Annotated in this window: 10 protein-coding genes; 6 read left to right on the forward strand and 4 right to left on the reverse strand. The window is 75.9% G+C overall.

Annotation, left to right across the window (positions count from 1 at the left end):
- Positions 1–16 precede the first annotated feature (16 nt).
- The 3 genes from ADK60_RS06055 to ADK60_RS47490 form a co-directional block, all read right to left on the reverse strand.
- A complete protein-coding gene (locus tag ADK60_RS06055) occupies positions 17–3,214 on the reverse strand; it encodes a non-ribosomal peptide synthetase (RefSeq protein WP_053643855.1) in 3,198 nt (1,065 codons plus the stop codon).
- On the reverse strand, positions 3,211–8,916 hold the full coding sequence (locus tag ADK60_RS06060; RefSeq protein WP_063783058.1) for a non-ribosomal peptide synthetase/MFS transporter: 5,706 nt from the start codon (positions 8,914–8,916) through the stop codon (positions 3,211–3,213). The genes ADK60_RS06055 and ADK60_RS06060 overlap by 4 nt, the downstream gene beginning before the upstream one ends.
- A gap of 166 nt (positions 8,917–9,082) precedes the next feature.
- Positions 9,083–12,265, reverse strand: coding sequence for a non-ribosomal peptide synthetase (locus tag ADK60_RS47490; protein ID WP_079008090.1), 3,183 nt, complete (start codon positions 12,263–12,265; stop codon positions 9,083–9,085).
- A gap of 566 nt (positions 12,266–12,831) precedes the next feature.
- On the opposite strand from ADK60_RS47490, the gene ADK60_RS06070 reads away from it, so the two are divergent.
- The 6 genes from ADK60_RS06070 to ADK60_RS06095 all read left to right on the forward strand — a co-directional run bounded on the left by ADK60_RS06070 (position 12,832) and on the right by ADK60_RS06095 (position 20,694).
- A complete protein-coding gene (locus ADK60_RS06070) occupies positions 12,832–15,954 on the forward strand; it encodes a phosphocholine-specific phospholipase C (RefSeq protein WP_053643857.1) in 3,123 nt (1,040 codons plus the stop codon).
- A gap of 243 nt (positions 15,955–16,197) precedes the next feature.
- Complete coding sequence (locus tag ADK60_RS06075) at positions 16,198–16,575, forward strand: hypothetical protein (RefSeq protein WP_045944197.1); 378 nt, start codon at positions 16,198–16,200, stop codon at positions 16,573–16,575.
- Between the two features lie 204 nt (positions 16,576–16,779).
- Positions 16,780–17,145, forward strand: coding sequence for a hypothetical protein (locus ADK60_RS06080; RefSeq protein WP_045944203.1), 366 nt, complete (start codon positions 16,780–16,782; stop codon positions 17,143–17,145).
- A gap of 258 nt (positions 17,146–17,403) precedes the next feature.
- Positions 17,404–17,796, forward strand: a complete 393-nt coding sequence (locus ADK60_RS06085) for a hypothetical protein (protein WP_053643859.1) — start codon at positions 17,404–17,406, stop codon at positions 17,794–17,796.
- Positions 17,797–17,857: 61 nt separating this feature from the next.
- Positions 17,858–20,098, forward strand: a complete 2,241-nt coding sequence (locus tag ADK60_RS06090; protein ID WP_079008091.1) for an MMPL family transporter — start codon at positions 17,858–17,860, stop codon at positions 20,096–20,098.
- A 74-nt stretch (positions 20,099–20,172) separates the two neighbouring features.
- The gene (locus tag ADK60_RS06095) at positions 20,173–20,694 is read left to right on the forward strand and encodes a MarR family winged helix-turn-helix transcriptional regulator (RefSeq protein WP_053643861.1); all 522 of its coding nucleotides are present in this window, start codon (positions 20,173–20,175) and stop codon (positions 20,692–20,694) included.
- Between the two features lie 15 nt (positions 20,695–20,709).
- On the opposite strand, the gene ADK60_RS06100 is transcribed toward ADK60_RS06095, so the two are convergent.
- Positions 20,710–22,284 carry an SDR family oxidoreductase gene (locus ADK60_RS06100; RefSeq protein ID WP_502687397.1) on the reverse strand — a complete coding sequence of 525 codons (1,575 nt, stop codon included), beginning with the start codon at positions 22,282–22,284 and terminating at the stop codon, positions 20,710–20,712.
- Positions 22,285–22,599: the final 315 nt, after the last annotated feature.

The following is a 22,599-nucleotide window of genomic DNA, read 5'->3' on the forward strand; positions in this document are numbered from 1 at the left end:
CGCACCCCGGCGGTGGTCAGCCGTCCAGGCGGTCGGCCGCCTCGTCCTCGCTCAGCGCCTCGATCTCGGCGACGAGCAACTCCTCGACCCGGGCCGCCAGCGCCGCCGCGGTGGAGAGCTCGAAGGCGTCACGGATCGGGACGTCCAGGCCGACGCCCGCCCGGATCCGGGCCACGACCCGGGTGACGAGGAGCGAGTCGCCGCCGAGTTCGAAGAAGTCGTCCAGGGCGCCGACCCGGGGCACCCCGAGGACCTCCTGCCACAGCTGGGCGACCAGCTGCTCGGCATCGGTCCGCGGCGCCAGGTACGGGCGCCCGGTGGCCGCGGCCGGTTCGGGGAGGGCGGCGGTGTCGAGCTTGCCGTTGAGGGTCAGCGGCAGGGTGTCGAGGAGGACGACGGTGTCGGGGACCAGGTAGGCGGGCAGGCCCCGGACCAGGTGCTCGCGCAGGGCGGCGGCGTCGGCCTCCGCACCCGGGACCGGGACGGCGTACGCGACCAGGCGGCGGCCGCCGCGCACCACGGCGGCGGCCCGGGCCACCTCCGGGTGGGCGGTCAGGGCGGCCTCGATCTCGGCCGGTTCGATCCGGTAGCCGCGCAGCTTGATCTGCTCGTCACCGCGGCCGAGGTAGTCGAGGGTGCCGTCGCTGCGCCAGCGCGCGCGGTCGCCGGTGCGGTACATCCGGGCCCCGGTGGACAGACCTTGGAGGAACGGACCGTCGAGGAACGGATCGTCGAGGAAGGCCGGGGCGGTCAGGTCGGGGCGGCCCAGGTAGCCGCGGGCGAGGCCGGTGCCGCCGATGTACAGCTCGCCCTCGGAGCCGCGCGGCAGCAGCGCGCCGCGCTCGTCCAGCACGTACAGCCGCACGCCGGGCAGCGGGCGGCCCAGGGACGGGCGGCGGGCGGCGTCCGGGGCGCCGAGGTCGGTGGCCGTGACGATCACGGTGGCCTCGGTCGGGCCGTAGGTGTTGACCAGCCGGACGGTGTCGCCGTGCCGCTCCCGCCAGCGGGCGACCGCCTCGGCGCGGACCTCCGAGCCGCCGAGCACCACCAGCCGCAGGGCGGCCGGCCACGGGGTGCGGTCGTCGTGCGAGACCAGTTCCTCCCAGTAGGCGGTGGGCAGGTCGAGGACGGTGACGGACGGGCCGTGCGGGCCGCGCAGCAGGTCGGGCAGGGTGCGGCCGCCACCGGGGAGCAGCACCACGCAGGCGCCGGAGGCGAGGGCGGGCCACAGCTCCTCGGCGTGGGTGTCGAAGCCGATCGAGGCGAACTGGACGATCCGGTCCCCGGGCGTGAGCCGGTAGCCCTCGGACCCGGCCATCCAGTCCACCCGGGCCGCGAGCGCGGCGTGGTCGACGGCGACGGCCTTGGGGGTGCCGGTGGAGCCGGAGGTGAACAGGACGTAGGCGAGGCCGGAGAGGTCCTCGGCCGTACCCGGGACGGCCTCGGTCGGCACGACGCGCAGTCCGGAGCCGTCCTCGTCGGTGAGCAGCGCGGCGGCCCCCGACTCGCGCAGCATCAGCCGCCGCCGCTCCTCCGGGTGGGCCGGGTCGAGCGGCAGATAGCCCGCGCCGGCCTTCCAGATCGCCAGCAGGGCCGTCACCAGCTCGAAGGAGGGGGCCAGCCGGACGGCGACCAGCTGCCCCGCCACGGAGCCCAGTCGTGCGGCCAACTCGTCGGACAGCCGGTCGAGTTCGGCGTAGGAGAGGCTGCGGCCCCCGCACTCCAGGGCGGGGGCGTCCGGGGCGGCGGCGACCCGTTCGGCGAAGCGGGCGAGCACGGGGCGGGCGGCGGAGCGGGGAGCCGGGCCGGCGCCGAGGGCGAGCAGTTCGGCCCGCTCGTCCGGCCCGATCAGCCAGTCCCCGTGCAGCGGCACCGTCACGTCCGCGACGGCGGCGGTGAGCAGCGCGTGGCAGCGGGTGCCCAGTGCGGCCACCGTCTCCGCGTGGAGCACCTCCCGGTCGAAGCAGAAGGAGAGCGTCAGCCCGCCGTCCGGCGTGCGCCAACTGTCCAGCAGCAGATCGGTCTTGGCGCGTTCGAAGCCGGAGTCCATGGAAGCGGTGCGGACCCCGGCGGGCAGCGGGGTGCCGCCGTCCTCGCCGGCCAGGTCGTACTGGCTCTGGTGCACGAACACCGCCTGGTAGAGCGGCGCCGCGCCGGCCTCGGCGGGCAGTCCCAGGTGGGCGGCGAGCCGTTCCAGCGGCACGTCCTGGTGGCTCAGCGCACCCAGGGTGGCGGTGCGGACGCGGTGCAGGACGGTGCGGAAGTCGGGTTCGCCGGTGAGGTCGGCGCGGAGCACGCCGGTGCGGGCGAAGTAGCCGACCAGTTCCTCGTGGGCGGCCTCGGTGCGGCCCGCGAGCGGGGTGCCGACCACGAAGTCGGTGCTGCCGGTCCAACGGGCCAGCACGCACTGGTAGGCGGCGAGCAGCACCATGAACGGGGTGCAGCGCTCCCGGCGGGCGAGGGCGTCCAGGGCCGAGGTGAGTTCCGGGCCGAGGGCGGTGGTGGCGAAGCCGGCCGGGTGCCGGGGGTCCGCCGGGCGCGGGCGGTCCAGCGGCAGCCGCAGCCGGCCGGTGCCGGCCAGCTTCTCCGCCCAGTAGCGGAACGCGGCCTCGGTGCCGCCCGCCCCGGCGCGCTGCTGCTCGGCGCGGGCGACGTCGCCGTAGCGCAGGGCGAGCGGCGTCAGCCCGGCCGGTGCCTCGCCGAGGGCCTCCCGGTAGAGGGCGAGCAGTTCGCGCCAGAGGATCCGGAACGACCAGCCGTCCGAGACGATGTGGTGGACGACCAGCGCGAGCGCGTGCTCCTGCGGCCCGGCCGAGACCAGGACGGCGCGCAGCGGCGGGCGCCCGCCGAGGTCGAACGGCGCGTTGACGGTGGGGCGGCAGGCCTCGGTGAAGTCCGCCTCGCCGGCGCCCGGGGCCAGCGCGACGAGGTCGAGCAGGACGGGCGCGGCGGGCTCGACCAGTTGCACGGGCGCCTCGCCGTCCAGGGCGAAGCGGGTGCGCAGCGGCTCGTGCCGGGCGGTCAGCCGGTCGAGCGCGGTGCGCAGCGCGGTCACGTCGAGCGGGCCGCTCCACCGGCGGCACAGGTACATGTTGAAGCCCGCGTCGGCGGGGTGGAGCTGCTGGAGGAACCAGAGCCGGCGCTGCTCCTCGGTGAGCGGGTGGACGGCCTCGACGGGGCGGGCGGGGCCGGCGGTCCGGTCGGTGGTGGTCATCGGGCGACAGCCTCGGTTCCGGTGCGGGATGCGGGTGCGGAGGGGAGTTCGGACGAAGCGGCGGGCGTGGACGGGGTCGCGGTCCCGGCGCGGGCCGCGAGGGTGGCCAGGCCGACCAGGTCGTCCGGCTCGGCGTCGGGGACGTCGCGGTCGAAGTGCCGCAGCGCGGGGACGGCGAGGCAGACCAGTACCAGCAGGGCCATGGCGAGCCCGAACAGCAGGTACAGCAGGCCGATGCCGCGGCCGTCGCCGGTGCCGATCAGCCGGCCGACGCTGCCCGCCAGCGGGCCGTCCGCGTCCACCCAGGGCTGGACCAGGCGCGGTCCGAGCGGTGCGACCAGGGCGAAACCGACCGGCAGGGTGGACCAGGCGACCATGGTGTTGACGGCGATCACCCGGCCGTGGAAGCGCAGCGGCACCTTGGTCTGCACGATCGTCGCGTAGACGCCGTTGACCAGGGCCAGCCCGTACGCCATGCCGAAGGCGCCGAGCGCGACCGGCAGGACGCTCGGCCGCAGGCCGGTCACCAGGCAGGCGGCCGCCAGGCCGAGGGTGGCGAGCAGGACGCCGCGCAGCCGCAGCCGGCGCGGCCCGCCCCAGACCAGCAGGGTCAGACCGCCGAGGACGGCGCCCAGCCCGGCCGCGACCGCGACCCAGCCGGCGGCGGACAGCGGGGCGAAGGACAGCACCAGCGGGGTGGTGAGCAGGAACAGCGGCGACAGGAATATGTTGAGCACGGCGAAGAACAGCAGCATGGCGCGGAAGTTGCGGCTGCCGAGCGCCCGCCGGAAGCCGGCCCGGATCTCGGCGGCGACGCTCTCCCGGCGCCGCGCGGCCATCACGTCGGGGAAGCGCACGGCCAGCGTCACGCCGGTGGCGACGACGTAGCTGGCCACGTCCATCGCGAGGATGCCGCCGAGACCGAGCGCCGACAGCAGGCCGACCGCGAACAGCGGCACCAGGAACTGGGCGAGACCGAAGGCCATCTGGACGACGCCGTTGGCGCGGCCGAGGAACCGTTTCGGGACGAGCTGCGGCACGGCCGAGTTCCAGGCCAGCCGCTGGAAGGTCAGCGCCGTCGACAGCACCGCGATCAGCACGTACGCGTGCCACACCGCCAGCGAGTCGGTCAGGTACAGCAGCAGCATCACCGCCTGGGTGAGGCCCGCCGCGACATCGCCGTACAGCATGATCCGGCGCCGGTCGCCGCGGTCCACCAGTGCCCCGGCCACCGGGGCGGTGAGAATGCCGGGGACGAGCCCGCAGGCGGCCAGCAGGCCGAACTGCGCGAGCGAGCCGGTGGTCAGGTAGATCCAGACCGGCAGGGCGAACTCGGTGAGCGCCGAGCCGATCATCGAGATCTGCTGGCCGGCGGCGACCCCGAGGAAGCGGCGCATGGTGGGCCTCACCGGGGCGGTCGCGGCCCTCGGCGCCTGCTCGGCGGCCGAGTTCGCGCCGTCCGCCGCACCCCGGGAACGGGAGAGCCCGGCCAGCCACCAGGTGGCGCCCTCGGTGCGCCGGTGCCGCTGCTCCTCGCCGTCGACCACCGAGCGGTGCACGGTGGTGAGGATCTCGGCGAGCTCGGCGGCCCGGTACTTGAGGTAGAAGTGGCCCGCCTCGTCGAGCACCACGACGCCGGTGGTGTCGCTGAGCCGGTGCCACTCCCGGTACCGCTCCTCGTAGAACTCGGTGGCCGGGTCCCGGTCGCCGCAGACCGCGTACACCGGGGCGGCGATCCGGCCGTCCTCGCTCTCGAACAGCCGGGTGAAGTACTGCTCGGCCTCCCTGGTCCCGGTCCGGCGGTTGGCGACCATCAGCCGCAGCTGCTCGGTGCCGACCTCGTCGGTGTCCAGGCCGGCCGCCGCCAGGGCGTTGATCATGCCCTGGTCGCTGCGCAGCCGGTCGGCGGTGCGGGCCCACCACTCGCCGACGGCGGCGCCGCGCCCGCGCGGCCGGGCGAACGGGAAGATGCCGCCGAGGTGAACGGCCTCGACCTCGCGGCCGGCCGCCTCCACCCGCCGGGCGATCTCCACGGCCAGCCGGACGCCGACGCCGCAGTGGCCGTACAGCACGATCCGGCCCTCGACCGCGTCCAGGATCTCCTGGGCGCAGCCGGCCGCGACCTCGTCGATGTCCATGGCCTCCTCGCCCAGTTCGTGTCCGGGGACGGCGAGCGAGTGCAGGGCCCAGTCGGCGGGCAGGGCGTCGGCGAGCGGCTTGTAGATGAGCGCGCTGCCGCCGCCGTACGGGGTGCAGACCAGGCTGGCGGTGGTCCGGCGGCCGGCCGGGGTGAGCAGGTGCAGCAGGCTGCGCGGGCCCCGGTCGGCGTGCGGGTCGCTGACCAGGGCGGCCAGCCGGCGCACCGTGGGGTACTTGAAGAGGTCCATCACCCCGACCGGGGTGGGGAGTTCGGGGAAGGCGCGGCGCAGCTTGGCGACCACCTGGGTGGCCAGCAGCGAGTGCCCGCCGAGCTCGAAGAAGTCGTCCAGGGCGCCCACCCGGGGCACGCCCAGCAGCTCCGCCCAGAGCGCGGCGAGGAACTCCTCCGCCTCGCCCTCGGGTTGGACGAACTCCCCGCTCGCGGCGGGCTCCTCGGGTTCGGGCAGGTTCCGCCGGTCGACCTTGCCATGGGCGAGCAGGGGCAGCCGGTCGAGCACCACGAACCGGGCCGGGACCATGTAGTCGGGCAGCAACTCGCCCAGGGTTTCGCGCAGTTCGGCCGGGGTGGGCGCGGGGCCGTCGCCGGGGTGCTCCAGGTAGGCGACCAGCATCTGCCGCAGGCCCTCGCCCCGGGCCAGGACGACGGCCTGGCCGATCCCGGGCAGGGCGGTGAGGGCCGCCTCGATCTCGCCGGGCTCCACCCGGTAGCCGCGGACCTTGATCTGGTCGTCGGCCCGGCCCAGGTAGTCGAGCGTGCCGTCGGTGCGCCAGCGGGCCAGGTCGCCGGTGCGGTAGAGCCGGTCGCCGGGGGCGCCGAAGGGGTCGTCGACGAAGCGCTCGGCGGTCAGCTCAGGCCGGCCCAGGTAGCCGCGGGCCAGCCGGTCGCCGCCGAGGTACAGCTCGCCGGTGACGCCCGGCGGCACCGGCTGCCCGGCCTCGTCGAGGACGTGGCAGCGGGCCCCGGCGAGCGGGGTGCCGATCGGGGTGCTGCCCGGTCCGGCGGCGTCGGCGGTGACCTCGTGCACGGTGACGCCGACGGTGGCCTCGGTCGGGCCGTAGTGGTTGAACACCGCGCACCGGCCGAGGGCGGCCAGGCCGGCGGCCCACGGCCAGGCCGAGGCCTCGCCGCCGAGCACCAGCGACCGGCGCGGCAGCAGCCGCTCCATCGGGGCGTCGGCGCTCAGCGCGGCCAGGTGCGAGGGGGTCATCTTGAGGTGGTCGAGGTCCAACGCCTCGATCCGCTCGGCGAGTTCGGCCCCGGCGATCCGGCGCGGCAGCAGGTGGACCCGGCCGCCGGTGCTCAGCGCGAGGTAGAGCATCGTCATGCTGAAGTCGAAGGCCAGCGACTGCAGCAGCCCGTAGCCGGCACCCGGCTCGATCCGCAGCCGTTCCCGCACCCCGGCCAGGTAGTTGAGGATCTGGCGGTGCTGGACGGCGACGCCCTTGGGGGTGCCGGTGGAGCCGGAGGTGTAGATGACGTAGGCCAGGTGGTCCGGTCCCGAGAGCTCAGGCAGCGGCTCGGCGTCCCGCGGCGGCGGCTCGGTGTCCAGCAGCAGCACGGCGACGTCGTGGCCGGGGAAGCGGCCGGGGAAGCGGTCGCGCAGCGCCGAGTCGGTGAGCAGGACCCGGACCTCGGCGTCGGCGACCAGATGGGCGAGCCGGGCGGGCGGCTGCTCCGGGTCCAGCGGCAGATAGGCGCCGCCGGCCTTCAGTACCCCGAGCAGGGCCACCGCCAGCTCGGGCGACTGCTCCAGGCAGACCGCGACCCGGTCGTCCGGGCCGACGCCGAGCGCGCGCAGCCTGCGGGCGAGCCCGGTGGCGCGCTCGTCGAGCTCGCGGTAGCTGACGGTGCGACCCTCGGCCTCCAGGGCCGGCCGGTCGGGGTGGGCGCGGGCGGTGGCGGCGAGCAGGGCGGTCAGCGTGGCCGGGGCGCCGTCCGGGTCGGGCAGCGCGGGCCCGGCGGCCCAGCGCTCCAGGACGTCCCGCCGCTCGGCGGGGGTGGCCAGGGGCAGCCGGGAGATCGGCCGGTCCGGGTCGGCGACCGCCGCTGCGAGGAGGAGCTCGAAGCGCTCGACCAGCCGGCGCACGGTCGCGGCGTCGAACAGGTCGGTGCGGTAGGTGAGCAGCCCGTAGAGGCCGCCGTCGGACTTCTCCCGCAGGTAGAACGCGAGGTCGGTGCGGGTGGTGGCCGCCTCGTGCCCGAAGCTCTCGGCGGTCGGCGCGCCGGGGGAGTCCGCGGAGTCCGGGGACTCGGGGGAGTCCGCGGGCTCGGGGGCGGACGCGGCACCGCGCTCGCCGTAGTTCTGGTAGGCGAAGCTGACCTGGAACACGGCGGAGCGGCTGACATCGCGCTCGATGTCCAGATCGGCGACCATCTGCTCGAACGGCACCTCCTGGTGGGTGTACGCGTCGAGGGTGGTGCCGCGGACCCGGCCGAGCAGTTCGGCGAAGCTCGGATCGCCCTCCAGCCGGGCCCGGATCGGCAGCATGTTGACGAACAGGCCGACCACGCCTTCGAGTTCGCGGTGCAGGCGGCCGGCCACCGCCGAACCTATCGCGAAGTCCCGCCGCCCGGCGTGCCGGCCGAGCAGGGTCTGCAGCGCCGCCATCAGCACCATGTACCCCGACGCGCCCGAGGACCGGGCCAACTCGGCGACGCCCCGCCCGAGTTCACTGCTCCAGTGGAACTCGGTGGCGGCCCCCTCGAAGGTCAGCACCGGCGGCCGGGGCCGGTCGGTCGGCAGCTCCAGGGCCGGGACGCCGCGCAGTTCCTCGCGCCAGTACGCCCGGGAGTCCGCCAGCGCCTCGCCGGCCAGCCGCTCCCGCTGCCAGCCCGCGTAGTCGCCGAACTGCACCGGCAGTTCGGGCAGCCGGTCCGGGGTGCCGTGCGCGTGCCGGGCGTACAGCGCGTCGAGTTCGCGGTGCAGGATGTCGAGCGACCAGCCGTCGCTGACGATGTGGTGCATGACCAGGGCGAGCACGTGCTCGTCCGGCGCGGTGCGCACCAGCAGGGCGCGCAGCAGCGGGCCCTCGGCCAGGTCGAACGGTCGCGCCACCCGCTCGCCGACCTCGCGGGCGGCCCGTCCGGCCGGGTCCCGGTCGCCGCTCGCGTCCACGAACTCGGCGGCGAGCGGCCCGGGTTCGGCGATCCGGACCTCGGCGGTGCCCTCGGGGGTGGCGGGGAAGCTCATCCGCAGCGCCTCGTGCCGGGCGAGCAGCTCGGTGAGTGCGGCGTCGAGCGCGGTGCGGTCCAGCGGGCCGCGCAGCCGGCGGGCCGGGGCCAGCGCCCAGGCGGTGGAGCCGGGCGCGAACTGGTCCATGAACCAGAGGCGTTCCTGCCCGCTGGAGAGCGGGACCGCGCTGCCCGGGGGCCGGACGGGGACGGTGGCGGCGGGGGCCGCGCCGACGGGAGTGCCGCCGCCGGGTGCCGGTGCGGTGGCGTCCGCGGCCGCGGTGGTGCCGGCGGCCGCGCGCAGGCGCTGGGCGAGCAGGGCGCGTTTGGTCGCGGACAGCCCGGCCGCGGGGTCCTGGAGGTCGGTCATGGGTTGTTCCATTCGGCGCTCGTCGGGCGGCGGCTGCGGTGCCGTCGGGCGGAATCGCCACGGGGCGGGCCGCCGCGGGGGAGGGGGCGCGGGGCAGGGAGGGCGAGGGGAGCGGGTGCGGGGAGGGCTCGTCGGGCGGCGCGGGTCCGGTCACGCCGCCCGAAGGTCACCGCAGTTCGCGGACGGCGGCGGCGATGCCGAGCGGGGTCGGGGTGGCGAAGAATACGTCGAAGTCGAGCTCGACACCCAGCAGATCGCGGATCCTGGCGGTGATCTGAATGATCGTCAGGGAGTGGCCGCCGAGGTCGAAGAGGTCGTCCTCGGGGCCGAGACCGGGCAGCCGCAGCACCTCGGACCAGATCCCGAGCACGGCGGCGAGCACCTCGTCCTCCGCCCCCGCCTCCGGACCGGAGGCGGAGCCGGTCGGGGCCTCCACCGGCACCGGAGGGACGGGCAGCGCGCGCCGGTCCAGTTTGCCGTTGGGCGTGAGCGGCAGCCGGTCGAGCGCCAGGAAGCGCTGCGGGACGGCCGCGCCGGGCAGCAACCGCTGGAGGAAGGAGCGGAGTTCGGCGGGCTCGGGAGCGCTCTGTCCGGCGGCCGGGACGAGATAGCCGGCGACGAACGGCTCGCCGTCGCCCCCGTCCTCTTCGTTGCCGGGCGCGGCGGCCGCCTCCCGGTGCACCGCGGCGGCGGCCTCGGCGACCGCCGGATGGGTCAGCAGCGCCGCCTCGACCTCCCCCAGCTCGATCCGGTGGCCGCGGATCTTGACCTGGTCGTCGATCCGGCCGAGGAACTCCAGTTCGCCGTCCGGGCTCCAGGCCACCAGGTCGCCGGTGCGGTAGAGCCGGTCGCCGGGGGCGCCGAAGGGGTCGTCGACGAAGCGCTCGGCGGTCAGCTCCGGTCGGCCGAGGTAGCCCTCGGCGAGCCCGTCGCCGCCCAGGTGGAGTTCGCCGGGCACACCGATCGGCAGCGGCCGGCGGCGGCGGTCGAGCACCAGGGCGCGGGTGTTGGCGATCGGCCGTCCGATCCGGACCGCCTCCGGGGCGTCCGGCAGCTCGGCGCAGGTGGACCAGACGGTGGTCTCGGTCGGCCCGTAGACGTTGAACAGGCGGTTGGTGCCGGCCCGCAGCTGCCGGGCCAGCGGCAGCGGCAGGGCCTCCCCGCCGACCAGGCCGGTCAGCCCGGACGGCAGCGGCCCGGCGCCGAGCAGGACCCGCCAGCCGGAGGGCGTCGCCTGGACGTGGGTGACGCCCTCGCGCTCGACCAGCGCACGCAGCCCCGGGCCGTCCACGGCCAGGCCGTCCGGGGCCAGCACCAGCCGGCCGCCGGTGGTCAGCGGCAGCAGCAGTTCCAGGGCGGAGATGTCGAAGGAGAGCGAGGTGAGGCCGAGCCAGACGTCCCGGGGGCCGGAGCCGAGCTGCGCGGCGAAGGCCGTGAGCAGGTTGACCAGCGCCCGGTGGCCGATCTCGACGCCCTTGGGGCGGCCGGTGGAGCCGGAGGTGTACAGGACGTACGCCAGCCGGCCGGGACCGGCTCCGGTCCCGGAGGCGGTCCCGGAGGCAGCCACGTCGAGCCGGAGCACCGCCGGTGCGGCGGCGGCCACCTCGGGTGCCGGTTCGCGGTCGGCCAGCAGCAGGGCGGCGCCGGAGTCGGCGAGCACGAAGGCGAGCCGTTCGGCCGGGTAGCCGGGGTCGAGCGGGAGGTACCCGGCGCCGACCGCGTGCACGGCGAGCAGCGCGGCCGGCAGGTCGGCGGTGCGGGCGAGGTGCAGGCCGACCAGATCGTCCCGGCCGATGCCGGCCGCGGTGAGTGCCCCGGCCAACCGGTCGGCGCGGCGCAGCAGCTCCCGGTAGGTCAGCCGTTCCTCGCCGGCCACCACGGCGAGCGCGTCGGGAGCGGCCGAGGCGTGCTCCCGGACCAGGTCGAGCACCGTCCGGTCGGCGGGGTAGGCACGGGCGGTGTCGTTCCAGGCGGTGGTGACCAGGTGCCGCTCGGCCGGGTCCAGCAGGGGCAGGTCGCCGAGCGGGGTGGCGGGGTCGGCCACGGCGGCGGCGAGCAGGGTGGCGAGGTGCCCGGCGATCCGCCGCGCGGCGGCGGAGGCGAGCACGGCCGGGTCGTACTGGAGCGAGAGGTCGATCCCGTCGGCGCCGTCGACGGCCTGGAGGTGCAGGGTGTTGCGGGCCGCGTGCGGGAAGACGGTCCAGTCGACCACGGCGGTGCTGCCGGGGAAGACCGGGTCGGCGGTGGTGCGGCGGCGGTAGCCGAAGGAGACCGGCGCCAGCCCGGCCCGGGGGGTGAGGCCGGGGACGGCGCTGCCGAACGGGACGGCGCGGTGCGCGGAGACCAGCCGGGCCTCGGCGCGCACGGCGGCGGCGTAGCGCGCGAACGGAGTGTCCTCGTCCTGGCCGGCCGGGGCGTGCACGGGCAGCTCGTTGACGTACAGGCCGATCGTGCCGCGCTGCCGGGGCCCGCGGGTGGAGAAGGGGACGGCGACCGGGACGGCCTCGCCGCCGTAGCGGTGCAGCAGGCCGTGCAGGGCGGCGAGCAGGAACTCGAAGCGGGTGACCCCGGCGGTCCGGGCGGCGTCGGCGAGGGCCGCCGCGGCCGCGCGGTCGAGCCGCCAGGCGACGGACTCGCCGGGGCCGGCGTCGGTCACGGCGCGGGGGCAGCCGGGGAGCACCGGGGCGGTGGCGGCCGCCCACCGGGGGCCGTGGAAGGCGGCGGCCCGGGCCAGGAGTTCGGCGTCCAGCGGCGCGGCGTCCGCGTCCGCCTCCGCCTCCGCGCCGTCCGCCGACGAAGCGAGCGCGGCGGCGTACCCGGCGGCGAGGTCCGCGACCAGCACGTCCTTGGAGTTGCCGTCGAACACCGCGTGGTGCGCCACCACCAGCAGTTCGGCGCTCCCGTCCGCCCGCCGGTCCAGGGTGAACCGGGCGAGCGGCCCCCGGGCCAGGTCGAACGGCAGGGCGAGCTCCTCGGCGAGCCGCTTGGCGAGGGCGTCGGCGCAGGCGTCGGCACACTCGCCGAGCGGCTCGCCGCCCGGTTCCAGGACGGTGAGCGCGGGCGCCCGCCCGGCCGGGACGGGGTGGAGCACGCCGTCCCGTTCCACCAGCGCGGAGGAGAGCGCGGGGTGCCGGGCGACGGTCGCGGCGACGGCGCGGGCCAGCGCCCCGGTGTCGATCCGGTCGAAACCGATCCGCAGCGCGAGGTGGAAGACCTCGGGGACGTGGGTGAGCCTGCTGGTCAGCCAGATGCCGTGCTGGGCGGGGGAGGCGGGCCGTGCGGCGTCCGTCGCTCTCGCGGGGTCCCCGGCGGCGGAGGAAGGGCCGGGCCGGTTGGGGGAGTCGGACATGCTGTGCTCGATTCGGGAGTCGGAGACGGAGCTGCGGGGCACCCGTCCGAGCGGTGGCCGTGGCGGCGCGCGGGCGCGGCACGGCGCGGTCGGACGGCGCGGCTGCCGAAGGGTGTCCGGCCCGCCCCGCGGACCGGTCGGCAGGCGCCGAGGCACGGCCGGACCCGACTCCCAGGTTTCCCCCCTGATGCGTCAGGCGAAGCGATCCCCTACCCCCGTACGAAGATCATTGGCCTGGACCTGCCGCGAGGTTTCCACAGACCACATGCCTCGTCAAGGGTTGTCCACGACCTGGCCGGAGGCTGCCGACGGTTCGTCAACCACCTTCCGCCCCGGGGGGTCTGGCGTGACCGGCGGGGCCGTGGGGACGGCCGCCGCGGCGGTCCCGGCGGGAGGGGCGGCCGCGGACCGCCGTCGACGGCAAGTTGTCTGTACAGCTATGGGTTCACTGTCCGTCATCGACGCGCCATCGAACCCCCCGTTCCCGTCCACCTGGGGCCCGTACACATAACGGGTCTGGACCACAGCTCCAGGCGCCCCCCGCTTTGTACAAGGAGTCACCCCCGATGAGTCCGCAGCCCGAACTGTCGCGCCGCACCCTGCTCGGCGGCGCGGCCGCCGCCGCCGTGCTGTCCGCCCTCCCCCTCAGCGTGCGCGAGGCGCTCGCCGCGCCGGCCCGCCCCGGCCGCCTGGCGGACATCCAGCACGTTGTGGTGTTCATGCAGGAGAACCGCGCCTTCGACCACTACTTCGGCACCCAGGCCGGCGTCCGCGGCTTCGGCGACCGGACGGCGGTGCGGGGCGTCAACGGCCGCTCGGTCTTCCACCAGCCCGACCCGAGCCGCAAGGAGGGCCACCTCCTGCCGTTCCCGATGAACGCCGCCCACACCAACGCGTACCAGCAGGGCGCCCCCGCGTTCGGCTTCGTCGACTCGATGAAGGCCTGGAACGACGGCCTCGCCGACGGCTCGGTCACCCGCCGCTCCGGCGGCTGGCTCGGCCAGGGCTACTACGAGAGCGCCGACATGCCCTTCTACCACGCGCTGGCCTCGGTGTTCACCACCTGCGACGCCTACTACGCGTCGGTGCAGTGCAACACCAACACCAACCGCGAGCACCTGATGACGGGCACCAGCGGCGGCACCGTCCGGGACACCCCGGTCACCGACAACACCGAGATCCCCGGTGGCTACGAGTGGACCACCTACGCCGAGCGCCTGGAGAAGGCCGGCGTCAGCTGGCGGACCTACCAGGCGCTGGACAACTTCGACGACAACGCGCTCGCCTGGTTCGCCCCCTTCGTCAGGGCCAAGCCCGGCGAGCCGCTGTACGAGCGCGGCATGCGCGCGGTCGGCGACCCGGCCAAGAAGGGCGACCCGTTCGCGATGGGCGACGCCCTGGTCGAGGCCTTCGCCGCCGACATCCAGGCCGACACCCTCCCGCAGGTGTCCTGGATCGTCGCCCCCGCCGCGCTCTCCGAGCACGCCAACTACGCGCCGCCGAACGGCGAGCACCTCACCGCCCGGCTGCTGGCCGCCCTCGCGGCCAAGCCCGAGGTGTGGGAGAAGACCGTCTTCGTCCTCAACTACGACGAGCACGGCGGCTTCTTCGACCACCAACTGCCGCCCGTCCCGCCGCTGGCCGCCGGTCGCGGCAAGTCCACCGTGCCCGTGGACGGCGAGGTCGTCGTCCGCGTGAGCAAGGGCGGCTCCACCTACCACCGCGTGGTGAGCCAGGACGGCAAGTACCGGGTCAGGGCCGCCGACGGCTCGCTCGCCTGGTCCGACACCCTGCCCGCCGGCGAGAGCGTGGTCTCCGGCCCGTACCCGATGGGCCTCGGCGTCCGGGTGCCGATGATCGTGGTCTCGCCGTGGACCCGCGGCGGCGCGGTCGACTCCAGCGTCTACGACCACACCTCGGTGCTGCGTTTCCTGGAGCAGCGCTTCGGCGTCCAGGAGCCCAACATCAGCCCCTGGCGGCGCTCGGTCTGCGGCGACCTCACCAACGTCTTCGACTTCTCCGGTCGCGACCCGCGCTGGCCCGAGCTCCCCGACACCAGCGGCAACCGGCAGAAGGTCGTCGACACCGGCAAGCTGCCCGCGCCCACCGTTCCCAACCCGCAGTCCTTCCCGCAGCAGGAGCGCGGCACCCGCGCCGCCCGCCCGGCGCCGTACGACCTCACCGTCAAGCCGCGCCTCAAGGGCGACCAGCTGACGATCGACTTCATCAACCAGGGCAAGCAGGGCGCCGTGTTCGCGGTCTACCCGGCCCCCGGCGCCCTGCCGCGCCACTACACGGTGGGCGCCAAGTCCCGGACCTCCGACGTCTGGACGGTCGGCCAGGACGGCTACGACCTGCGGGTGCACGGCCCCAACGGCGCGCTCTGGCACCTGCGCGGAACCGTCGACGCCGCGTACGAGATCTCGCTCTCCGAGGAGCGCAACGGCAAGGTGCTGGAGGTGGACGTGATCAACCGCTCGCGCACCGCCCAGACCTTCCTGGTCGGCGACCTCGCCTACGGCGACGGACTGCGCGAGGTCCGGGTCGCCGCGGGCGACGACAGGACCGTCAACCTCAATGTCGGCCCCGAGGGCTGGTACGACGTCGCGGTGGGCGTGCGCGGCGAACTCGGCTTCCGCCGCCGGATCGCCGGCCGCTTCCCCTGGGACGGCGAGCACCTGCTCACCGACCCGGCGATGGGCCAGGCCGATCCGCTGGCCGTGGACGTCGCGCTCAAGGCCGCCTCGACCACCATCGACGAGGCGATCCTGCTGCCGGGCCGCCCGGCCCGGGTCACCGCCCGCTTCGCCGCCGGCGACGCGCTGACCGTGATCGAGGCCCAGCCGGTCGTCCCGGCCGGCTGGACGGTCGCCGCCGTCACCGCGCCGCCCGCCGCCCTGGCCGCCGGGGCGAGCGCCACCGCCGAGTGGGACGTCACCCCGCCCGACCGGCTGCCGGACGGCGCCACCCACCGCATCCTGGTCACCGCCCGCGCGCTGGCCGGCAACCGCTTCGCCGTCGCCGACGGCGAACTCGCCGCCCGCACCGCGCCGGTGATGGCCGGCCACCTGCTCGGCGAGGACTTCGAGTCGCTGGCGGGCGCGCTCCAGCCGGTCGCCGGCGTGACCGGCTGGACGCCGCAGGCCCCGCAGGGCTGGTCGGTGGTCAACGCGCCGGCCATGCCGCAGGGCACCGTCCGGCTCCAGGGCTGGACCTTCCACACCAAGCGCGAGTGGTCCAACCCGGCCGGTCAGGACCGCGGCAACTTCACCCGGGGCCTCGGCATCCTGGCCGTCGCCGACCCGGACGACTGGGACGACACCGGCGCGCCGTCCAAGAAGGGCGTGTTCGACTCGACCCTGGTCTCGCCCGCCGTGCCCGTCCCGGCCGGGGCCGCCACCCTGTACCTGGGCTTCGACTCGCACTACCGCCAGGAGGCTCCGCAGAAGGCCTCGGTCACCGCGGTCTTCGACAACGGCACCGAGACCCGGCTGGTGTACTACAGCTCGGACGCCACCGGCAACGACAACGCCGGCAAGGACGTCCAGAACGCCTTCGTCGCCAAGCAGTTCGCCGTTCCGGCGGGTGCGCGCAGCGTGACGCTGAAGTTCCGGATGTTCGACGCGGGGAACAACTGGTTCTGGGCCGTCGACCACATCCGGCTGGACGTGAAGCCGATCACCGGCTGACGCCCGCGCGGCTCACCTTGCACGTCCGGCCCGTCCGGCCTGTCCGGCCCGTCCGATTCCCGAACTCCGGGTTGGGGACGGGCCGTTCGCGTCCCGGGGAAGTGCGCCGACGGACTGTCAACAGGCGCGAACGCGACGCGCCCCCCGGCGCACCGGACCGGAAAGCGCCTGTTCGCACGCCCTGGCGCGCCGGTAGGAATGGGGCCCGGCGCGGAACGTCCGTGCCGTGAGAGGAGCCGCACCGTGTCCCGTCTCCGTGCCACCGCACTGGCCCTCGGCTGTACCGCCGCCGCCCTGACCCTGGCCGCAACCACCGCGACCGTCGCACAGGCCGCCCCCGGCGACATCGTGAGCATCTGCGCCAACCAGTACACCCCCGCCGGCTGGGTCGACATCGCCTGGGCCAACGACTACAGCTGTGGCGGCGGCACCTTCACCCCGAACCGGAAGACGATGGAGCAGGTCGCCGGTCTGCCCATCGGCACCACCCTCAACGTCTGCGCCTCGGCGTGGCCGCCGGCCGGCTGGACGCAGGTCTCCGAGTTCTACAGCCAGAGCTGCCGCTACTCGGCCGTGCCGAGCCTGGAGCACAACTCCTGGAAGATCACGCGCGTCTACTGACACCCGGTCTGCTGGCAGCCGGTCCACTGGCACCCGGTCGGGCCCGGCCGCCGCGAACACGCATGTCGGCGCACTGTCAACAGTGGCGAACCCGTCGCGGGCCCCGGCGTCCCGGGCCGGAAAGTCACTGTCCGTGCCCATGGTCCCACCGATAGGAATGGGTGTCCGGTGCGGATCGTCCGTGCCGTGGAGAGGAGCCGCTCCGTGTCCCGTCTTCGCGCCGTCGCCCTGGCTGCCGGTTGTGCCGCCGCCGCGCTCACCATGACCACGACCACCGCGCACGCCGCCCCCGGTGACACCCTGAACGTCTGCAGCAGCCAGCTCACCCCGACCGGGTGGGTCGACGTCCAGTGGTGGAACGACGTGAGCTGCGGCTCGACCTTCAACCCCAACAAGAAGCAGATCAAGCAGCTCACCGGTCTGCCGATCGGCACCACGCTCACCGTCTGCGCCTCGACCTACCAGCCGGCCGGCTGGGTGCAGCTCTCCTCGTTCTACAACAGCAGCTGTCGCTACTCCGCCGTGCCGAGCCTCAACAACAATGCCTGGCAGATCAAGCGCGTCTCCTGACCCGCCCCTGCCGGCCCCCGCGGGCAGCGCGCCGACGGCCCACCGGTCCCGCACCGGCGGGCCGTCGGCGTACCCGGGGCCGGGTGCTCCGGTCCCTCCCGGCTCGTCGCGGCTCGTCCCGGCTCGTCCCGGCTCGTCCCGGCTCGTCGCGGCGTGGCGCGACCCGTCCCGGAGTCCGGCCGTCCCGTTCGCCGGAATCTCTTGACGGTCGAGAGATATGATCCGCCCCGTCCGCCAGCCCTCCGGGAGGTCACCGCCATGCACCAGTCCCTGCTGCGACTCACCGGCGCCGCCACCGCCGTCTACGGCATCGCCGTCGCCCGCCGGCCCGCCCTGCTGGCCCGCCCCTCCGGCCTCACCGCGCCGGACGGCTCGGTGCCCGCGCCGGTCGCCGCCTGCCTGCGCCCGCTGGCCCTGCGCGACGCCGCCTGCGGCCTCGCCATGGCCCTCGCCCCGAACGACGCCGCGCTGCGCACCGCGACCGCCCTCCGGATCGCCTCCGACCTGGGCGACGCCGCACTGCTCGCCACCGCCCTCCCGGCCCGCCGGCACCGGGTGATGGCCGTCGCCGTCTCGGTCGGCTGGGGCGCGCTCTCGGTGGCCGGACTCCTGGCGCGACCGCGAAACCTCTCCGCCCGTCAAGTCTCTTGACAGTCGAGAGATATGATCCGGGCTGTCCACGACCCCGCCCAGGCCCGGAGCGCGCCCCGCCATGCCCGCTGACCGTCCCCACGCCGCCCCACCACCCGCCCCGGTACCACCCGCCCCGGCGCCTCCGGCCGGGGTCCCGACCGGCCCGTCCGCCCGGCGCCGCCGCGCCCGGCTGCTCGTCCCGCTCGCGCTGCTGATCGTCTGGCTCGGCCTCGGCGGCGCCTTCGGCTCCTACGCGGGCCGGCTCGGCGAGGTCGCGACCAACGACCGGGCCGCCTTCCTGCCCCGCAGCGCCGAGTCCACCGAGGCCGCCCGGCTCGGCGCCGACTTCCGGACCGACAACGCGCTGCCCGTGATCATCGTCTGGGAGAGCCGCGGCGGCCCCCTCGACGCGACCGGACGCGCCGCCGCCGAACAGGCCCTGCGGACCGCCGCTGCCCTGCCCGGCGCCACCGGACGGGTCTCGCCCGCCCTGCCCGCCGCCGACGGCCAGGCCCTCCAGGGTGTCGTCCAACTGCGCGCCGACCTCGGCCGGAAGACCGGCGACACCGTGCGCGCCGTCCGCGGACTCGCCGAGCAGGTCCCCGGCACCACCGTCGGCCTGGCCGGACCCGCCGCGATCGCGGCCGACCTCGGCGGCGCGTTCGCCGGCATCGACGGACTGCTGCTCGGCGTCGCCCTCGGCGTCGTCCTGCTCATCCTGCTCGCCGTCTACCGCGCCGTCCTGCTGCCGCTGCTGGTGATCCTCGGCGCGGTCTTCGCCCTCGGCATCGCCTGCGCCCTGGTCTACCTGCTCGCCGACCACGGCCTGGTCACCGTGGACGGCCAGGTCCAGGGCCTGCTGTCGATCCTCGTCATCGGCGCCGCCACCGACTACGGCCTGCTGCTCTCCGCCCGCTTCCGCGAGGAACTCCACCTGCACGGTGACCGGTTCGCCGCGATGCGCACCGCCTGGCGGCACTCCGTCGAACCGATCGCCGCCTCCGGCGCCACCGTCGCGCTCGGCCTGCTCGTCCTGCTGCTCTCCGACCTCACCAACAACCGCGCCCTCGGCCCGGTCGGCGCGATCGGGATCGCCTGCGCCGTGCTCTCCGCGCTCACCTTCCTGCCCGCCGCACTGGTGCTGGCCGGCCGGGCCGCCTACTGGCCGGCCAGGCCCGCCGCCGACGGCCGGGCCCCGGTGCACGCCGTCTGGGCCCGGGCGGCCGCGCTCGTCGCCCGCCGCCCGCGCGCCCTGTGGGCGGGGAGCCTGGTGGTCCTGGCGGCGCTCGCCGCCCTCGCCCCGACCCTGGACGCCGGCGGCGTGCCGCAGAGCGAACTCTTCGTCAAGGCCCAGCCCTCGGCGGCCGGCCAGCGGCTGCTCTCCGCACACTTCCCCGGCGGCAGCGGCAACCCCGCCGTGATCATCGCCGCCGCCGACCGCGCCGCGCCCGTCACCGCGGCCGCCGCGGCCGTGCCCGGGGTCGCCGCCGTCCGCGCCACCCCCGCCGGGGCGCCGGGCGCCGCGCCGGGTACCGCGCCGCTGGTCGTGGACGGCCGGGTCCGGCTGGAGGCCACGCTCACCGACCCGGCCGACAGCGACGCGGCCATCGCCACCGTCCACCGGCTGCGGGACGCGGTGCACGCCGTGCCCGACGCGCGGGCGCTGGTCGGCGGCTACACCGCCCAGCAGGAGGACACCCGGACCACGGCCGCCCACGACCGGCGCCTGATCACCCCGGTGGTGCTGCTCTGCGTGCTGGCCGTGCTGGTCCTGCTGCTGCGCTCCCTGGTGGCGCCGGTCCTGCTGGCCGCCACCGTCGCGCTCTCCTACCTCGCCACGCTCGGGGTCAGCGCGGTGGTGTTCCCGCACGTGTTCGGCTTCTCCGCGGTGGACCCCTCGGTGCCGCTGTACGGGTACGTGTTCCTGGTCGCGCTGGGGGTGGACTACAACATCTTCCTGATGACCAGGGTCCGGGAGGAGTCGCTGCGCCTCGGCACCCGCGAAGGGGTGCTGCGCGGGCTCACCGCCACCGGCGGGGTGATCACTTCGGCGGGTGTGGTGCTGGCCGCGACCTTCGCCGCGCTCGGGGTGATCCCGCTGGCCTTCCTCGCCCAGATCGCCTTCATCGTGGCGTTCGGGGTGCTGCTGGACACCCTGCTGGTCCGTTCGCTGCTGGTGCCCGCGCTGGTCCGGGACCTCGGCGACCGGGTCTGGTGGCCCGCCGGGACCGGGCGCGGTGCCCTGCGGGCGGGGTCGGCGTCTACGGCGTCGGTGTCGGCGGACACCGGGCCGATGGCCGGATCGGGCTCCGGGGGGTGATCCGCGGGGCAGCGGCGCGGCGCCGTTAGGCTGAACGGGTTGGATCGACGCCGTACGCGACCGGAGAACACGCCTTGTCCGAGCAGGGGGAGCAGCAGGAGCACGACCAGGGGCAGGACCAAGGGCAGGAACCGCCCGGCGGACCGGTACTCGGACGGCTGCTCCAGGACCTCGCCTCCGAGATGCACCTGCTCGGCCACGGCTTCGCCGGTGCCAGCGGCCTGCACACCACGGACGTCCAGGCGCTGCTCGCGATCATGCGCGCGGCCCCGGAGTCCGACCGGTCCGGCAGCGGGGGGATCACGCCCGGGCGGCTGGGCGAGGAACTGGGCCTCTCCTCGGGCGCCGTCACCGCCGTGCTGGACCGGCTGGAGCGGGCCGGGCACATCCGCCGCAGCCGGGACACCGCGGACCGGCGCCTGGTCCTGGTGCACTACCTGCCGGGCGCCGGCCGGATGGCGGCGGAGTGGTTCGCGCCGGTGGCCCGGCGGACCGAGACGGTGCGTGCCGAGTTCACCCCGGCCGAACTCGCCGCGGTGGCGCGCTTCCTCGGCCGGATCACCGGCGAGCTGGCCGACCTGCGCCGGGCCCGCTGACGGCCGGGCGGCCGCTCAGGTCGTACCGCCCCCGGCATCCCCGGCATCCCCCTCGGCACCGCGCGCGGCCTCCTCGGTGATCCGCCGGGCCATCCCGCCGAACACGACGGCGTGGAAGGGCGCCACCGACCACCAGTAGGCGTGTCCGGCCAGCCCGCGCGGGTGGAACAGCGCCCGCTGCCGGTACCGGGAGCCGCCCGTGCCGTCCGGGACGACGGTCAGCTCCAGCCAGGCCGGACCGGGCAGCCGCATCTCGGCGCGCAGCCGCAGCAGCCGTCCGGGTTCGAGTTCCTCCACCCGCCAGAAGTCGAGCGAGTCGCCGACCCGCAGCCGCGCCGGGTCCCGCCGCCCGCGCCGCAGGCCGACCCCGCCGAGCAGCCGGTCCACCCACCCGCGCACCGCCCAGCCGAGCGGGAAGGAGTACCAGCCGTTGTCGCCGCCGATCGCCTCCACCACCCGCCACAGCGCGGCCGGGTCGACGTCCACCCGGAGTTCCCTGACGTCCTGGTAGAGGCTGCCGCCGGCCCAGTCCGGGTCGGTGGGCAGCGGGTCGCTGGGGGTGCCGGGCAGCGAGGCGGAGGACCACCGGGTGGCGACGTCCGCGTCCCTGATCCGCCGCAGTGCCAGCCGGACGGCCTCGTCGAAGCCGACGGCGCCGCCCGGCGGCTCGGGCAGGAGGCGGTCGAGGTCGTGCTCGGTGCGGACCACCTCGTACCGCAGCGACTCCACCAGCGGCCGGGCGATCGTCCCGGGCACCGGGGTGACCAGGCCGACCCAGAGGCTGGAGAGCCGGGGTGTGAGGACCGGTACGGCGAGGATCAGCCGGCGCGGCAGTCCGGCCACCGCCGCGTACCGCTCCATCATCCGGCGGTAGGTCAGCACCTCGGGGCCGCCGATGTCGAAGGCGCGGCTGAGGTCGGGCGGCAGCGTCGCGGCGCCGACCAGCAGCCGCAGCACGTCGCGGACGGCGATCGGCTGGATCCGGGTGTCCACCCAGCGCGGGGTCACCATCACGGGGAGCCGTTCGGTGAGGTGGCGCAGCATCTCGAAGGAGGCCGAGCCGGAGCCGATGATCACCGCGGCCCGCAGTTCGGCGGTCGGCACGCCGCTCGCCCGCAGTTCCCGGCCGACCTCGACCCGCGAGCGCAGGTGCGGCGAGAGCCGCCCGGCCGGGACCCCGGCGGGGGCGAGGCCGCCCAGGTAGACGATCCGGCGCACCCCGGCCGCCGCCGCCGCCCGCCCGAACGCCCCGGCGGCGTCCCGGTCGGTGGCCTCGAAGTCCGGGCCGGTGCCGAGCGAGTGCACCAGGTAGTAGGCGACGTCGATGTCAGTCAAGGCGTCGGTGAGGCTCTCGGGGCGGGTGACGTCCCCGGTGACCACCTCGACCCGGCTCCGCCAGGGGTGGTCCCGCAGCCGGTCCGGGGCGCGGACCAGGCACCGTACGGTGTGGCCGGCGTCGAGCAGCACCGGCACCAGCCGTCCGCCGATGTAGCCGGTGGCCCCGGTGACCAGGCAGCGCAGCGGTCCGCCGGGGGGCCGGTCGTCGGGACGGTCGTCGTGCTGGTCGTCGGAGCTGGAGGGTTCGGTCACGGTGGCTCCCGGGGGCGGCGGTGGGCGGTCCGGCCGGAAGGCGTACCCGCACCGCCGGTGCCGTGCGCACCCCCGATCGGCCGGTCCGGCCCGGCCGGCCCACCGGGACGGACGCGGGCGCGGGCGCCGGGCACCCGCGCAGTACGGTGCCCGGCCCGGTAAACGCGGTGTTCGGGGCCAGGGGCCGTTGGTCCCCGTGATTCAGCCCCTTGGCCCCTGGCGGATCGGCCGGTCGGGGGAGATGCTCCTGGTACAGCCGACCGGACGACAGAGGTCCGGCCGGACGGTGCTCGCGGACGAGGTGAACCGGCGTGC

The organism is Streptomyces sp. XY431 (genome assembly GCF_001279805.1).
Classification (GTDB): domain Bacteria; phylum Actinomycetota; class Actinomycetes; order Streptomycetales; family Streptomycetaceae; genus Kitasatospora; species Kitasatospora purpeofusca.